15 protein-coding genes are annotated in these 14,905 nt (G+C 50.2%); 7 read left to right on the forward strand and 8 right to left on the reverse strand.

Annotation, left to right across the window (positions count from 1 at the left end; genetic code table 11):
- Positions 1–13: 13 nt before the first annotated feature.
- A complete protein-coding gene (locus DWW13_RS09695) occupies positions 14–2,482 on the reverse strand; it encodes a cation-translocating P-type ATPase (RefSeq protein ID WP_118601550.1) in 2,469 nt (822 codons plus the stop codon).
- Positions 2,483–2,697: 215 nt separating this feature from the next.
- Entirely contained in the window at positions 2,698–4,440 is a 1,743-nt protein-coding gene (locus DWW13_RS09700; RefSeq protein ID WP_022461421.1) for an Rqc2 family fibronectin-binding protein, read from the reverse strand.
- Between the two features lie 151 nt (positions 4,441–4,591).
- Between DWW13_RS09700 and DWW13_RS09705 the strand changes: the two genes are divergently transcribed.
- The 5 genes from DWW13_RS09705 to pgsA are packed head-to-tail and all read left to right on the forward strand — an operon-like array spanning position 4,592 to position 7,631.
- Positions 4,592–4,870 (forward strand): DUF370 domain-containing protein, encoded by a 279-nt coding sequence (locus DWW13_RS09705; RefSeq protein WP_055218332.1) that lies wholly within the window; start codon positions 4,592–4,594, stop codon positions 4,868–4,870.
- The gene (gene gmk, locus DWW13_RS09710) at positions 4,863–5,477 is read left to right on the forward strand and encodes a guanylate kinase (protein WP_022461423.1); all 615 of its coding nucleotides are present in this window, start codon (positions 4,863–4,865) and stop codon (positions 5,475–5,477) included. Before DWW13_RS09705 ends, gmk begins: the two co-directional genes overlap by 8 nt.
- Before the next feature lie 15 nt (positions 5,478–5,492).
- Positions 5,493–5,771 carry a DNA-directed RNA polymerase subunit omega gene (gene rpoZ, locus DWW13_RS09715; protein WP_022461424.1) on the forward strand — a complete coding sequence of 93 codons (279 nt, stop codon included), beginning with the start codon at positions 5,493–5,495 and terminating at the stop codon, positions 5,769–5,771.
- A gap of 1 nt (position 5,772) precedes the next feature.
- Positions 5,773–7,098 (forward strand): 30S ribosomal protein S12 methylthiotransferase RimO, encoded by a 1,326-nt coding sequence (gene rimO, locus DWW13_RS09720; protein ID WP_118601551.1) that lies wholly within the window; start codon positions 5,773–5,775, stop codon positions 7,096–7,098.
- Positions 7,095–7,631, forward strand: a complete 537-nt coding sequence (pgsA, locus tag DWW13_RS09725) for a CDP-diacylglycerol--glycerol-3-phosphate 3-phosphatidyltransferase (RefSeq protein WP_055228244.1) — start codon at positions 7,095–7,097, stop codon at positions 7,629–7,631. The genes rimO and pgsA overlap by 4 nt, the downstream gene beginning before the upstream one ends.
- Before the next feature lie 76 nt (positions 7,632–7,707).
- Here pgsA and DWW13_RS09730 read toward each other — a convergent pair whose 3' ends face one another.
- Both DWW13_RS09730 and DWW13_RS09735 read right to left on the reverse strand, forming a co-directional pair.
- The gene (locus DWW13_RS09730; protein WP_022461427.1) at positions 7,708–8,007 is read right to left on the reverse strand and encodes a hypothetical protein; all 300 of its coding nucleotides are present in this window, start codon (positions 8,005–8,007) and stop codon (positions 7,708–7,710) included.
- Positions 8,004–8,366: a hypothetical protein gene (locus DWW13_RS09735; protein WP_055217741.1), complete on the reverse strand. Its 363-nt coding sequence runs from the start codon at positions 8,364–8,366 to the stop codon at positions 8,004–8,006. Before DWW13_RS09735 ends, DWW13_RS09730 begins: the two co-directional genes overlap by 4 nt.
- Positions 8,367–8,503: 137 nt before the next feature.
- Here DWW13_RS09735 and DWW13_RS19000 point away from each other — a divergent pair, with 137 nt between their 5' ends.
- Complete coding sequence (locus DWW13_RS19000) at positions 8,504–8,653, forward strand: hypothetical protein (protein ID WP_172680771.1); 150 nt, start codon at positions 8,504–8,506, stop codon at positions 8,651–8,653.
- An 89-nt stretch (positions 8,654–8,742) separates the two neighbouring features.
- On the opposite strand, the gene DWW13_RS09745 is transcribed toward DWW13_RS19000, so the two are convergent.
- From DWW13_RS09745 to purF, 4 genes are all read right to left on the reverse strand, one after another.
- Positions 8,743–9,027: a hypothetical protein gene (locus DWW13_RS09745; RefSeq protein ID WP_055228247.1), complete on the reverse strand. Its 285-nt coding sequence runs from the start codon at positions 9,025–9,027 to the stop codon at positions 8,743–8,745.
- A gap of 92 nt (positions 9,028–9,119) precedes the next feature.
- Positions 9,120–9,362 (reverse strand): helix-turn-helix transcriptional regulator, encoded by a 243-nt coding sequence (locus DWW13_RS09750; RefSeq protein WP_022462361.1) that lies wholly within the window; start codon positions 9,360–9,362, stop codon positions 9,120–9,122.
- A 146-nt stretch (positions 9,363–9,508) separates the two neighbouring features.
- Positions 9,509–11,209, reverse strand: a complete 1,701-nt coding sequence (locus tag DWW13_RS09755) for a S8 family peptidase (protein ID WP_158565941.1) — start codon at positions 11,207–11,209, stop codon at positions 9,509–9,511.
- 120 nt (positions 11,210–11,329) lie between these two features.
- Complete coding sequence (gene purF, locus DWW13_RS09760) at positions 11,330–12,766, reverse strand: amidophosphoribosyltransferase (RefSeq protein WP_055228249.1); 1,437 nt, start codon at positions 12,764–12,766, stop codon at positions 11,330–11,332.
- Between the two features lie 464 nt (positions 12,767–13,230).
- Between purF and DWW13_RS09765 the strand changes: the two genes are divergently transcribed.
- Positions 13,231–14,841 (forward strand): CTP synthase, encoded by a 1,611-nt coding sequence (locus DWW13_RS09765; protein ID WP_022462358.1) that lies wholly within the window; start codon positions 13,231–13,233, stop codon positions 14,839–14,841.
- Positions 14,842–14,905: the final 64 nt, after the last annotated feature.

Consider the following 14,905-nt stretch of genomic DNA (forward strand, 5'->3'; position numbering starts at 1 on the left):
TTGGTTTTACGTTTTATTTCGCTTTTCTCGCTTCCCGTTTTCGCAGGAAGAAAATTTTCTGCTTCCGGTAAAAAGAGGAAATGGAATCCACGAGGATGCTCAAATATCGCAGAACCGGCTCTGTTGCGACAGAGAATACGACCAGCAGCATGATACATTTTCTGGACATATCAGAAATGGCGAACAGCTGGTTCAGATAGGTACTGCAGAAAATGAAGGCAATAATCGAGCCGATCAGGATCGTCCAGCGCATCCAGTTGAGCGGCTTGCTGATCCGGTAGAGAATCATAAAACCGACAATGGCGAGCAGTACGGTGGCAGCGGTCGAAATATCTTCCGAGCCGACCGCAAATTCCTGGCCGAAGACGACGAGTGTTGCGACCATCAAAAAGTCGGTCAGCGCCGCAGGCAGGGCCCGTGTCAGAATGTTCGTGATAAAGTGGCCCTCGATCCGGTTTTTGTTCGGCATTAGCGAGAGCAGGAAGCCTGGAATACCGATCGTAAACATACTGATCAGCGAGATCTGGGACGGCTCCAGCGGATACGTCACCATCGAGATCAGTGAGAAGATGGACAGCAGGAACGAGAAAATGTTCTTTACCAGGAACAGCGTTCCCGAGCGCTGCAGGTTGTTGACAACGCGGCGGCCTTCCAGTACGACAGAAGGCATCTTCGAAAAGTCGTTGTCCAGCAGAACGAGCTGTGCAGCCTGTGCGGCAGCGTCACTTCCGGATGCCATCGCAACGGAGCAGTCGGCATCCTTTAATGCGAGCACATCGTTGACACCATCGCCGGTCATCGCAACGGTCTTGCCGTTTTTCTTTAAAGCCTGGACAAACTGGCGTTTTTGGTCTGGTGTGACACGGCCGAACACGGTGTATTTCAGGATTGCTTCTTCGAGCTCTTCTGGTGTCTTTAGAGTGGAAGCATCAATATAATCCTCTGCGTGCGCAATCCCTGCCTGGCGGGCAACCTCAGATACCGTTACCGGAGTATCACCGGAGATGACCTTGACATGGACACCCTGATCTTCGAAGTAGCGGAACGTTTCCGGTGCTTCTTTTCGGATCGGATTGGAGAGAAGCACGTAGCCAAGCGGCGTGACACGGCCGGAGAGTGCTTTTCCATCCGGTACAGTTTCGGATGTGCCGAAGACGAGGAGACGGAATCCCTTTGAGGTATACGCTTCAATTTCACTCTGATAGCGTGCAAAATCATCGCGGAGAACGAACTCCGGGGCACCGAGCACGTAGGAGACATCCGAAAATGTCACACTGGAATACTTGAATTCCGAGGAGAACGAAGTCATCGAAACGGCAGTTTTGCCGTTGTTGTCTTTAAAATATTCTTTCAGTGCCGCCATAGTAATGTTGTCGTTTGACATGGCAGATGCGAAATCACCGACCGCGAGGGAAAGCTCTTCTTTCTGCGGTGCGGGAGCATTTTCGCCGGATTCTGTATCAGGGACTGAACTGGAGCCGACCAGAATCAGATCATGTACTTTCATAGTTGTCTCGGTGATGGTTCCCGTCTTATCGACACAGAGCACGTTGACGCGAGCCAGCGTCTCGATACATTTCATATCATGCACGAGAACCTTCTGCGAAGCCAGCCGCATAACGCTGACGGCAAGGGCAACGCTTGCAAGCAGGTAAAGACCTTCTGGGATCATGCCGAGCACGGCGGCCACCATCGAGGTAATGCTCTCACGGAACGTTTCGTGGGAGACGAAAAACTGCTGGCCGAAGAGCAGAAGACCGATCGGAATGATCAGAATGCCGACAACCTTTACCAGCTTGTTGAGGGAGCGGATCATCTCGGACTGTTCGCCCTCTTTCATGGCCTTTGCCTCGAGGGTCAGACGGGAAATGTAGGAATCTTCACCGACCTGGGTCAGACGGCTCTTGCAGCTTCCGGAGACGATAAAACTTCCGGACATCAGCTCGTCGCCCGGGCGCTTGGTAATCTCATCGGATTCACCGGTAAGCAGCGATTCGTTGACCTGTACCTCACCTTCAAGCACGACGGCATCAGCGCAGATCTGTTTTCCTGCGGTAAATACAACAATATCATCGAGTACGAGATCCTCCGCGGCGAGTGTTATCTCAGCCCCGTCACGGATTGCAGTAGCCTTCGGCGCGTTTAAAACAGACAGCTTTTCCAGCGTCTTTTTCGCCTTGATCTCCTGTACAATACCGATCAGCGTGTTCGCGATGATGACCGGCAGAAACGTAAGATCCCGGAACGAACCGGCAAGGATCAGAAAGATGGCAATAATCAGAAAAATCAGGTTGAAATACGTACAGACATTGCTCTTTACGATCTCGGCCGTTGTCTTGGACGGAGGCTCCACCGCGCGGTTGGTCCAGCCGTTCTCGCGGTACTCGGCAACCTGCTCGGCGGAAAGGCCTTCGGAAGGGTCTGCCTCATAACGCGTCGTTGGAACACGGCGGTGAATGATTTCGGGAATTGTTTTGTTCATAACAGTTATATTCCTCTCCGGCTGTTCTGATAAAGAAGAGACAGCCTCACTGTGGTTTGTTTGAAAAAGATCACGTCTGGAATCTTTTTCCATATTAAGAAGTATACCATAGAGCATCGAAAAAGAAATGAAGGAAGTATTAAATTTTACGAAAAAAAGACTTTTCGCAAAGAGGAACAGATAGGAATGTGCGAAAAGTCTTTTGTATTCTGAATTTAGTCCTGTACTTCCTGAAGATTGCGGATGTTCGGCTCCGCCATCATGGAGTAATTGGTGTAATAAACAACGAAGCCCGGTTTGCTTCCGTTTGGTTTGCGCAGGTTTTTCTTTAAGGTGTAGTCGATTTCCACCTTCGGTGCCTGTCTGCCTTTCGAGTAATAGGCGGCGAGAGCAGCGGCCTCTTCGTAGACGGAATCCGGCAGCTCTTTACCGTTCGTCTTTACGATGACATGGCTGCCCGGCTGGCCTTTCGCGTGGAACCACCAGTCGTTGCCGGAGGCGAATTTAAACGAAAGTTCCTCGTTCTGGAAGTTGTTCTTGCCGACATAAATGTCAAAGCCCTCGGAAGAGCGGTAGTGGAACGGATGGGAGGTGATTTTCTGCTTTTTCCCTGTCGGTCCCTTGCGGCGGATGTAGCCGTACTCGATCAGCTCTTCTTTTAACTGCACCAGATCCGCCTCATCGAGCGCAATATCAAGCGCCGTGCTGATGGATTCGAGATGGTCGATTTCCTCTTTCGTCTCGACAAGAAGTTCCTCGAGTGCCTCACGGGTCCGCTTCAGCTTTCCGTAGCGGTCGAAGTATTTTTTCGCATTTTCGCCGGCAGAGAGCGTTCCGTCGAGCGGAATCGTGATTTCCTCGCCGTTATAGTAATTGACGGCTTTCAGCGAAGTATCGCCCGGCTGGCAGCTGTAGCCGTACGTATTTAAAAGCTCACCGTAAATCCGGTATTTTTCCCTCTTGTCGGTGTCTTTTAACTGTTTCTGCTGCAGGTCGTATTTTTTGACATTCCGTTCGAGTGCGGTATTGACGACACGGCGCAGATCGGAAGATTTCTGACGGATGCGGGTGATGCGGTTTTTCATGGCATAGTACGTTTCCAGCACACCGGAGATCGAATCGTATGTTTCCTCACGCAAATCCTGATACTGCGTCAGTTTCAGTGCGGAAAATTCTTTCGGCTCATCGCCCTGGTATACGATGTTCGGCGTAAATGCGCCGTTTTTGATATCCTCAATCAGATAAGAGAAGGTGCGGAACAGATGAAGCTTCGCATTTTCTTCGAGTGCATTGACCGCAAATCCGCCGTCGATGCCGGCGCGGCAGCAGACTTCCTCCGCCATCAGCGGGCTGAAGCCGGTAAGGGAAGTGTAGATTGCCTTTGCGGCAGCCATCGGTTTCGTGCAGACGAAATCGAAAAATTCTTCTTCTGTGATCGTGAGCGGATCTTTCTTATCCTGCGTGTGCGGAATGAACCAGGTGCGGCCCGGAAGAACCTCACGGACAGAACTCATGTTGGCGGAAATATGTTTGATACTGTCAAGGATCGTATTGTCCTCCTGACAGAAGATCAGGTTGCTGTGTTTTCCCATGATCTCCACAATCAGCTTCTTGCGGCAGATATCGCCGAGTTCATTCAAATGCTCGAGCTCAAAAATAAGAATACGCTCGAGTCCCGGCTGGGTAACGGAGAGAATGCGGGCGCTGCCGATGTGTTTGCGGAGCAGCATACAGAAATTTGGTGCGGTCATCGGGCCGGGCTTATTGTTGTCCGTCAGGTAGATCAGCGGAAGCGAAGCACTTGCCGAGAGGAGAAGACGGTAAACGGTACGGTTGTTTTTTATTGTAATCATCAGCTCGTCGTTTTCCGGCTGTGCGATCTTGTTGATCTTTCCGCCGACGATGGTCTGATTCAGTTCCTGTGCAATATTTGCAATGGTAATTCCATCAAAAGCCATAGAAAATATCTCCTTTGTTTGAAATTCTAGTATTTTCATTATAATACAGAAAAAAAGATTTGACTAGGCTTTCTGAATGAATTATAATAAATCTGTATGGGTAGATGTATTTTCTGAAAAAAACTTCAGAAGGTACAGGAAAGGACGGATTGTGGCAAAACTGATCAACATCGGATTCGGCAATGTCGTAAATTCGGATAAAATAATAGCAGTGGTGAGTCCCGAGGCGGCGCCCGTCAAGCGTATGGTGCAGCGTGCAAAGGAAAGCAACCGCATCATCGATGCGACGCAGGGAAGACGCACGAAAGCAGTGCTCATCACCGGAGAAGAATTTATCATCCTTTCGGCTTTGCAGCCGGAAACGATCAGCCGTAGATTCAACGGCGGCTGGGAAACAGAAAAAGAGCGAGGGGAATCTGAAAATGAGTAGAGGAATACTTACTGTAGTATCCGGTTTTTCCGGAGCAGGAAAAGGAACACTGATGAAACGCCTGATGGAGGAGTACGACAACTATGCGCTGTCCATCTCCGTCACCACAAGAGACCCGCGTCCGGGCGAGGAAGACGGCGTATCGTACTTTTTCCGTACAGAAGAAGAGTTTGACCGCATGGTAGAAGAGGATGCCTTCCTCGAGTATGCGCGTTACGTAAAACATTCCTACGGAACGCCGAAGGCATACGTAGAGGAGCAGCTGGATGCCGGAAAAGATGTTCTGCTTGAGATTGAAATCCAGGGAGCACTTCAGGTCAAGGAAAAACGTCCGGACACCCTTCTTGTGTTCATCACACCGCCGACCGCCGAGGAGCTGGAACGACGCCTACGGGGACGCGGAACGGAAACAGAAGAAGTTATCAAAGGCAGAATGGAGCGTGCAAAAGAGGAAGCACAGGGCATGGACCAGTACGATTATGTCCTGATCAACGACGACCTCGAAACCTGCGTAAAACAGATGCATGAGACCATTCAGAGCCAGCATTTCATGAGCAGCAACCAGAAAGACTTTATCGAACAGATGAAAAAAAGTCTGGAAAAATAGAAAGGAGCATTTATTATGATTCATCCATCTTATCAGGAACTGATTGCAACTATTAACGAGGGCCAGGATCTGGACGAGGCACCGGTTGTCAGCAGCCGTTACTCTCTGGTACTTGCAACAAGCAAACGTGCAAGACAGATCATTGGCGGAGCTGAACCGCTTGTAAAAGTGAAAAAAGGCATGAAACCGCTCTCCATCGCCGTAGAGGAGATGTACAAAGGAGAGGTTACAATCCTTCCGGAATCTGAAGTTGAAGCGGAAGAGGAAACAAAAGAGGAGCCAGTAATTGAATAATATGAAAATTCTGTTTATTTCCCTTGGATGCGATAAAAACCTGGTAGATTCCGAGCATATGCTGGGTCTTCTGGTAGAGCATGGTTTCGAGATCACCGATTCCGAGGAAGATGCAGAGGTTATCGTGATAAACACATGCTGCTTTATCCACGACGCCAAAGAAGAAAGCATTCAAAATATTCTTGAAATGGCGAAGTACCGTACAGCGGGAAGCTGTAAGGTTCTTCTGGTAACGGGCTGTATGGCAGAGCGCTACCGCGATGAAATCATTGAGGAGATTCCGGAGGTTGACGCCGTACTTGGAACGAACAGCTATGACAAAATCCTGGATGCCATTCAGGATGTCCTCGGCGGCGACCGCTTCCAGGAGTATGCCGATCTGAAAGGACTGCCGAAAATTGACGCACAGCGCGTTGTAACGACAGGCGGCCATTACGAATATCTGAAAATTGCAGAGGGCTGTGACAAGCACTGTACCTACTGCATCATTCCGAAGCTGCGCGGACCGTACCGATCCGTTCCGATGGAGGAACTGATAGCAGAAGCGAAGACGATGGCAGAACAGGGTGTCAAAGAGCTCGTTCTCGTTGCGCAGGAGACAACCATTTATGGTATCGATCTGTACGGAAAGCCGTCTCTCCACCTTCTGTTAAAAGAGCTCTGCAAAATTCAGGAGCTCTACTGGATCCGGATTCTGTACTGCTATCCGGAGGACATCTATCCGGAACTCGTTCAGACGATGAAGGAAGAGCCGAAAGTCTGTCACTACCTGGATCTGCCGATTCAGCATGCCAACGATGAGATCCTGCGCCGCATGGGTCGCAGAACATCCAAACAGGAGCTGATCGACAAAATTGATTTCCTGAGAAGCGAGATGCCGGATATCACACTGCGCACCACGCTGATCACAGGATTCCCGGGAGAGACAAAAGAGCAGCACAAAGAACTCCTCGAGTTTATCAACGACATGGAGTTCGACCGTCTCGGCGTATTCACCTACTCTCCGGAGGAGGGAACACCGGCTGCTACGATGGAGCATCAGATCGACGAGGAGGTAAAACTGGACCGTCAGGCAGAACTGATGGAGCTGCAGCAGGATATCTCTGCAGAACTCGGCGAGCGCAGGATCGGCCAGGAGCTTCTTGTTATGATCGAGGGCAAAGTGGCGGATGAGGATGCCTATGTGGGCAGAAGCCAGGCGGACGCACCGGGTGTAGACGGCTATGTATTTGTCAATACACCGGAAACACTCGTATCCGGCGATTTCGTAAGAGTGAAAATTACCGGCGCTCTGGAATATGATCTGATAGGAGAGATAAGCCAATGAATTTACCAAACAAATTAACGATTCTGCGGGTAATTATGATTCCGTTTTTCGTGTTCTTCCTGCTGTCTGGCGTGGGCGGAAGCGCGTCCAAATGGATTGCACTGGTAATCTTTGCCGCTGCCAGCATCACGGATACTCTGGACGGCTACATTGCAAGACGTGACAATCTGATTACCGATTTCGGAAAGTTTATGGATCCGCTGGCAGATAAGCTGCTGGTATGCTCTGCACTGATCTGCTTTGTAGAGCTGGACAAGCTTCCGGCGTGGATGGTTATTATTATCATCGCAAGAGAATTTATCATCAGCGGTTTCCGCCTGGTTGCTTCGGACAATGGAATTGTCATCGCAGCAAGCTGGTGGGGAAAATCGAAAACAATCAGCCAGATGATTATGATCATTCTTCTGATCGCCGACATTCCGGCACTTTCCGTGCTGAATACCGTGCTGATCTGGGTTGCACTGATTCTGACCGTTGTTTCTCTGATTGATTACCTGGTAAAAAATAAAAACGTGCTTTCCATGCAGAACTAGGCAGGAAAAAGCACAGAATAAAAACGCTGACCGGTTTGGGATTCCAGACCGGCAGCGTTTTTTGGTTTGTAGTTTTTCAGCGTTTTTTCCCGGAAGCAGCGGAGCGGAAGAGGCGTACCATCTGGTCAATTTTTGCCGCTTCCTGTTTGGATTTTCCGGCTTTGATGGCAGAGATGATCAGGTCCGCCTCGGAGGCGGAAAACTGTGCGCCGCCCTGATTTCCCTGCATCAGGGAGAGAAGAAACGGCATCATTTCCGCCTGGGATTTTCCGCGGCTCTGAGAGGCCATCTGCTGCAGTGCCTGAAGCCGGGCAAAGTCAATTCCGGAAAGAGAGGGGTCCTGCGACCAGTCGTTTTGCTTATCATCCGAACTCATAGCAGATCCTCCTCATTTCCGGGATTTATATTCTGAAGCATCTGGACCATCTGCATGGTCTGAAACATCTGGGAGAGAAGATCCCGCTGCGGACCGGCGGCAAAACGGGAAATATCCTGCAGCATCTCAAGCGGAGAGACGTGCGGGGCATCAACAGACATCATGGAAAGGTCGGCCGGACGGGAAAAAAGCTGAATGGTCCGCTGGAGCTCGAGCCATTTGCTCAAAATCGCAAGGGAGGGCTGCAGGCCGAAGGAGGCGTAGGGAATGGCAGCCTTCAGCATCTGAAGCTGATCCTGTGCGATCATCTGGTCCAGCGGTGTCATCTGTTCCACATTTTGTTCCTGTTCCTGATTCAAATTAAGATCCTTCCTGGCAGCATTCCTGCATTTGTCTTTTTATTTCTCTTTATCTTATGTTCCAGGCCGGAAAAAATGACAGAAGGCGGGAAAAAACATATGATAAGAGGAAGAAAGAAAAAGGAGACCGCCGGAAAATGGATGGAAAAGAAACAGCAAAAAGAAAACAGGTACTCGAAGGGAATGCCTTTTATGAAATAGATCTGGAATGTATGAGAAAAAAAGAAAAAAGAGAAGAGATGGAAAAGCGGGAAAGAGAAGCACGGAAACCGAAACGGTTTCGTTGAAAGAGAATTCTGGTGAAAAAAAGCCCCGGGGCGGTTGATCCGCACCCGGGGCTTTTTCTGCCCGAACATCTGGGAGGACTGAAAAAAGGTCAGCAGCCGCATCCGCAGTTATTGCTGTTGCCGCATCCACAGCCGTTGTTGTTCCATCCGCCGCAGCAGAACAGAAGAATCAGAACGAGCCAGCAGTCGGAATTGCAGCCATTGTTGTTGTTTCCGCATCCACATCCGCCGCAGCAGGAGAGGAGAAGCAGAATCCAGATAATACTGCAGCCATTGTTTCCGAACAGGTTGTTGTTGGAAACACCGCATCCATTATCGCAGCCACAGCCGTTGTCACATCCGCATCCACAGTTTGTAGCAGCTAAATCACTCATGTTTGTTCCTCCAAAGGAATCATTTTGCTTACAATTCATGATATGAAAAACTGCCGGGCGGGGTTACTCTTAAAGAGAAAAATTCAAAGACCCTACAGACTGCGTCCCTGAAAATCAAAAAGCTCTTTCACCGGAATGTCAAGTGCCTCAGCGATATCGAATAGAAGATTCAACGAAATAGAGGTTTTTGTATTTGGCGCTTCGATGTTGCTCATATGGGTACGACTGATATGTACCGCCTCGGCAAGTTCGGCCTGCGTCATTCCTTTTGCTCTTCGGTAGTAGGCAATCGTAAGTCCAAGAAGGCGAAGATCGTTCAAGCGTTCGTAATTCATAGTCAGGAATCCCCCTTTTAGTTTTATAAATATAATGATAATACGTAATGATACAACGGAAAACAATCAAAAACAAGGCAGTTGCACATTAAAAGTTTGCATCAACAAACGGATATACCATAGAAGCAAACCTGTGAGCGGGAAAATCAGTTTGTCATAAGGCTTAGAAAGCTCTGATATAACTGCAATCTTCCGTATCCCCACTCGCGGCTTGGATAAGTAATGGTATCAGTTCGGCCAGCGCCGCGGATCAGATAGTTTTTCAGCTCCTGCGCCGTAAAATAGCGGGATGGGGTGCGTTGAATGCCCCATTGCAGGAAGAGAGCGGCAGCACCGGATGTAATGGCAGCGGACGCGCTTGCGCCGCTCCGGTTTTCGTAGGAGCCTGCCGGTCCCGGTCCGGTGACGGAAATCCCGGGGGAAGCAAAATCGGGTTTGATTTCACCAAGCCGGGTAAAGCCGCGTCCGGATTCCGGTGAAAAACTGTTATTGGATGCCTGATAGGTGGAGGGAGACAGAACGGGAACGGTGGCGGAGGGTGTCGTCAGTGTCGTGTACGGGTCGGGTTCCAGAAAGATCACATCGGAAGTGGAAAATCCGGTAATCGGAAGCCAGACGTGGAAATCGGGAGGGGAAGGAAAGGCGCGGTAAACCTGAAGTGTCCAGATGCCGGGCGTCGGATCCAGCATGCGGATCAGGATGAGCTGGCTGCCGGTCGTCGTCTGAACGACTTCGTAGTTGACGTAGATGACGGTGCGTTCCAGAACAAAGGTGATCCTCTGTTCCTGAGTCAAAGAGACGGGAATCCGCGGAATCGTTTCTCCGCCGGGAGAGCGGAATCCGACGGAAAAAAGCTGCGGAACCTGTCCCCAGAACTCCAGGACAAAACCGCGGCTGCCTTCGGAAACGAGAAACTCCACATTTTTCGGGGAGTCATTTTCGGATACGGAGCCATAATAATGGTGAGCGGCGTTTCCCTCGTTGCCGGTGGCGCAGACCGGAATAATGCCCGGCGTATTTCCGTAGCGCGCCAGCGTCAGAGCGATGGGAAGGGTTCCGGAATGACTTCCCTGATTTGTTCCAAGTGCCAGACAGATGACCAGTGGTTTTCCCTCCCTGGCTGCGACTTCGTTTAGAAAACGCATCGCAGAGAGAAGATCATCTTCTTCAAAGACGGGAGCATTGGTGGAGACAAGATAAAAGTCTTTCAGATTCTGTTTCGCCGGTTTTAACTTAACAACAGCGAAATCGGCTTCCGGTGCAGCACCGAGAAAGCCGGCGGACGCATTCGGAGTACCGCCAGCGACTCCGGCGACGTATGTTCCGTGTCCGTCCGGATCCGTGACCGGAACGACAGAAAGAGGATCCCTGCTTCGAAGCGCATCGTCAAGGTCTGACTTTTCGTAGAGACTGCCATAGGGAAACTGCGGCGGCGGTGTGCCTGTGCGGTCGGTCTGATCCCAGATGGAAAGAATCCGGCTCTGGCCGTTGCTGCGCAGAAAGGCGGGGTGGCGGTAATCGATGCCGGTGTCCAGAAAACCCAGGATTACATTTTTGCCGGTATACCCGCCGCCGTAGAGATTCTGCGTCTGTACAATGCCGGAGACTTCTAAAGAGAGGGTGGAAAGCGGCGTGAAAAGTTTCGGGAGTCCGGTAAAAAGAATTTCACCAAAGAGATTTTCCGGGAGCAGGCTGCGCTCGAGAAAGAGAACGGAATACTGCGAATTCAGTGTAAGAAGGGCACTGGATTCCGGAAAGAGCATCTGGTACCGCTCGGACTGTGCCACGTAATTCTGAATCAGAATGTTGATGTAATCGTTGGAATAGATGATGTCCGTAAGATCCATAAAGAGATCCTTTGTTTTTGAAGGTATTGTATGCAAACCATACAGAAAAGTATGCATGCTCAAAAAAGAAATCCCCCTACCGGGTGCAAGATCTGCACGGTAAGGGGAAAGAAAACGAAATCAGCTTTCCAGAAGAGCGCTGATATCCTGCTTTGGTACTTCCATCGGATAATGACTGTCGAAGCATGCACGACAGATCGGCAGGTCACCGACCATGTTCTGGAGCTCTTCGATCGGCATGTAGCCCAGGGAGTCCGCTCCGATCTGCTGGCGGATTTCCTCGGTGGAATGGGAGCTTGCGATCAACTGCTTGTTGGAAGGCACATCGGTTCCAAAATAGCATGGATACAGGAACGGCGGGGAACTGATACGGACATGAACCTCGGTCGCACCGGCTTTTCGCAGCATCGTAATCAGATTCGAAATCGTTGTTCCGCGGACAATGGAATCGTCAACGAGGACAATTCGTTTTCCTTTTACGACGGATTCCAGAACACTCAGCTTGATTTTTACGCTGGATTCCCGTTCCTTTTGTGTCGGTTTGATAAAGGTACGGCCGACATAGCTGTTTTTGTGGAAGGCAAGACCGAACGGAATGCCGGATTCTTCGGAATAGCCTTTTGCGGAGGCAAGTCCGGAGTCCGGAACGCCGCAGACAAGATCTGCGTCAACCGGATAGGTCTTTGCAAGCGTTGCGCCGCCGCGGATTCTGGCTTCATAGACACTGATGTTGTCTATTTTGCTGTCGAGGCGGGCAAAATAAATATATTCAAAAATACAATGCGCTTTTTTTACGTCAACCGGCATAAATTCGGATTTCAGATTTCCGGTTTTGTCAAACGTTACAATTTCTCCCGGAGCGACATCGCGGACGAATTCAGCGCCGATCGAAGTGAGGGCGCAGCTTTCCGAGGCGAGAACCCAGGCGTTGTCCCGCTTTCCGATGCAGAGCGGTTTTAAGCCGTATGGGTCGCGCACGCCGATGAGTTTTCTCGGGCTCATGATGACAAGGGCATAGGCGCCGCGGATTTCTTTTACCGTGCGCAGAATCGCTTCTTCTACCGTTTTGGAATGAACGCGTTCCCGCGCAATGCCGTAGGCGATGATTTCAGAGTCAATCGAAGTGTGAAAAATTGCGCCGGTGTTTTCCATCTGCTCGCGCAGTTCCATAGCGTTGACCAGATTTCCGTTGTGCGCAAGGGCGAGGGAGCCTTTCAGATAATTCAGAACGAGCGGCTGTGCATTCTCTACGGTAGTGGAACCGGTGGTAGAGTACCGGACATGGCCGATGCCGATATTGCCGGACAGCTCTTCTAATTTGGATTCTTTGAAAACTTCGTTGACAAGGCCAAGGCCTTTGTAGGATTTCACATGGCCCTTTGGACCGCTGGTGTCAGAGACGGCAATTCCGCAGGACTCTTGTCCTCTGTGCTGCAGGGCGGAAAGGCCATAGTAGATCGAAGGACTGACGTCGGCACCATCCAGATCGTAAATGCCGAAAACACCACATTCCTCCCGGAGACCGGTATCATAACAATTGTTTGACGATGGCTGCATAGGTATTCTCCTTTTTTCAGTTGTAGACCTGCATGTTTTAAAAACATTGATTATCATACTCATTTTTGCGGATGATGTCAAGAAAATCGTGATATGTATAAAATATGGTGCAGAAATTTAGGATTTCGTGGAAAATGTCGAAAATAATAAAAAATAGTAAAAAAAAGTTGCAGGAAATTCGAGATGTGTTATAATCGTTTTTGATTTTGAATGAAAGCCCCGGACAGCAGCTATGGATGAGCCATGCTTGCATGAGCGAATTCATAGATATTGGCCGGGCAAGACGACATGAGTAAGTAGGGCGATAGCCCGGATTACGAATGTTGTCAGCAGTTACGGGAGCGACGCAGGCGCGGAGTAACTGGCTTTCATCATAGAGATGTCGCCGGCAGGCGACATTTCCTTTTAGAGAAACTTGTGACGGAAAAGAAAATATCAGAAGAGAAAAACAGGAGGAAATCAATATGGCAGTAAAATATGTCTTTGTGACAGGCGGAGTAGTCTCCGGCCTTGGAAAGGGAATCACGGCGGCGTCCCTTGGACGGCTTTTAAAAGCCCGAGGATACAAAGTGACGATGCAGAAATTTGACCCGTACATCAACGTTGACCCGGGTACGATGAACCCGATTCAGCACGGCGAGGTTTTCGTTACCGATGACGGCACAGAGACAGACCTCGATCTCGGCCACTACGAGCGTTTCATCGACGAGAGCCTGGATAAAAATTCCAACGTGACGACTGGAAAAGTATACTGGTCTGTTCTGCAGAAAGAACGCCACGGTGATTTCGGCGGAGGCACCGTACAGGTCATTCCGCACATTACAAACGAAATCAAGAGCCGTTTCTACCGCGGAAAAGAAGTAGACGAGGAGCGTATTGCCATCATTGAGGTCGGCGGAACCGTCGGCGATATCGAGAGCCAGCCGTTTTTGGAGGCAATCCGCCAGTTCCAGCATGACGTCGGACACGAGAACGCCATTCTGATCCATGTTACCCTGATTCCATATCTGAAAGCTTCCGGTGAAATGAAAACAAAACCGACGCAGGCGAGCGTAAAAGAGCTGCAGGGAATCGGTATTCAGCCGGATGTCATCGTATGTCGGTCCGAGCATCCGCTGACCACCGAGATCAAAGATAAAATTGCTCTGTTCTGCAACGTTCCGTCAAGCCATGTTCTGCAGAACCTGGACGTGGAGTATCTGTATGAAGCTCCGCTTGCCATGGAGAAAGAGAACCTGGCGCAGGTTGTCTGCGAGAGCCTTCACCTTCCATGCCCGGAACCGGATCTGTCCGACTGGACCCATATGGTAGAAGCACTCCGCCATCCGAACAAAGAGGTGACGATTGCGCTCGTCGGAAAGTATATCCAGCTGCATGATGCATACCTGAGCGTTGTTGAGGCATTAAAACACGGCGGAATTGCAAGCCATGCAAACGTACACCTGAAATGGGTGGATTCCGAGCTGGTAACCGAGGAGAACGTGGCAGAGTATCTGAGCGATGTGGACGGTGTTCTGGTACCGGGCGGATTCGGAAACCGCGGTATCGAAGGCATGATCACAGCGATTCGATATGCAAGAGAGAACAAGATTCCGTTCCTCGGCCTCTGCCTCGGCATGCAGCTGACGATTGTTGAATATGCAAGAAACGTTCTCGGTTACCACGACGCACACAGCATCGAGATGAACCCGAACACCATGCACCCGGTGATCGCACTGATGCCGGATCAGGATGGAATCGAGGATATCGGCGGTACGTTACGTCTCGGCGCATATCCATGCGTCCTGGCAGACGGATCGAAAGCACAGGAGCTGTACGGTGAGAAAGAGATTTCCGAGCGTCACCGCCACCGCTATGAAGTAAACAACGATTTCCGGAAAGCACTGACCGAAAACGGCATGGTTCTCTCCGGTGTTTCTCCGGACGGAAGAATCGTTGAGATGGTAGAACTTTCAGATCATCCGTTCTACATCGCAACGCAGGCACATCCGGAGTTCAAATCCCGTCCGAACCGTCCGCATCCGCTGTTCCGCGGCCTGATCGCAGCAGCAGCCGAGTACCATGCGGCAAAATAATCGATAAATGGTATGAAAAATTAGGTAAAATGCAGTAATAACCTAAGAAAGTTAAGAAAAAATA

Origin of the sequence: Blautia sp. AF14-40 (assembly GCF_003479665.1) — a bacterium.
In the GTDB taxonomy this organism is placed as follows: domain Bacteria; phylum Bacillota; class Clostridia; order Lachnospirales; family Lachnospiraceae; genus Fusicatenibacter; species Fusicatenibacter saccharivorans.

Coding starts and splice junctions, on each gene's coding strand:
- DWW13_RS09695 (WP_118601550.1), bottom strand. CDS start 2,482: ATGAACAAAACAATTCCCGAAATCATTCACCGCCGTGTTCCAACGACG.
- DWW13_RS09700 (WP_022461421.1), bottom strand. CDS start 4,440: ATGGCTTTTGATGGAATTACCATTGCAAATATTGCACAGGAACTGAAT.
- gmk (WP_022461423.1), top strand. CDS start 4,863: ATGAGTAGAGGAATACTTACTGTAGTATCCGGTTTTTCCGGAGCAGGA.
- rpoZ (WP_022461424.1), top strand. CDS start 5,493: ATGATTCATCCATCTTATCAGGAACTGATTGCAACTATTAACGAGGGC.
- rimO (WP_118601551.1), top strand. CDS start 5,773: ATGAAAATTCTGTTTATTTCCCTTGGATGCGATAAAAACCTGGTAGAT.
- pgsA (WP_055228244.1), top strand. CDS start 7,095: ATGAATTTACCAAACAAATTAACGATTCTGCGGGTAATTATGATTCCG.
- DWW13_RS09730 (WP_022461427.1), bottom strand. CDS start 8,007: ATGAGTTCGGATGATAAGCAAAACGACTGGTCGCAGGACCCCTCTCTT.
- DWW13_RS19000 (WP_172680771.1), top strand. CDS start 8,504: ATGGATGGAAAAGAAACAGCAAAAAGAAAACAGGTACTCGAAGGGAAT.
- DWW13_RS09745 (WP_055228247.1), bottom strand. CDS start 9,027: ATGAGTGATTTAGCTGCTACAAACTGTGGATGCGGATGTGACAACGGC.
- DWW13_RS09750 (WP_022462361.1), bottom strand. CDS start 9,362: ATGAATTACGAACGCTTGAACGATCTTCGCCTTCTTGGACTTACGATT.
- DWW13_RS09755 (WP_158565941.1), bottom strand. CDS start 11,209: ATGGATCTTACGGACATCATCTATTCCAACGATTACATCAACATTCTG.
- purF (WP_055228249.1), bottom strand. CDS start 12,766: ATGCAGCCATCGTCAAACAATTGTTATGATACCGGTCTCCGGGAGGAA.
- DWW13_RS09765 (WP_022462358.1), top strand. CDS start 13,231: ATGGCAGTAAAATATGTCTTTGTGACAGGCGGAGTAGTCTCCGGCCTT.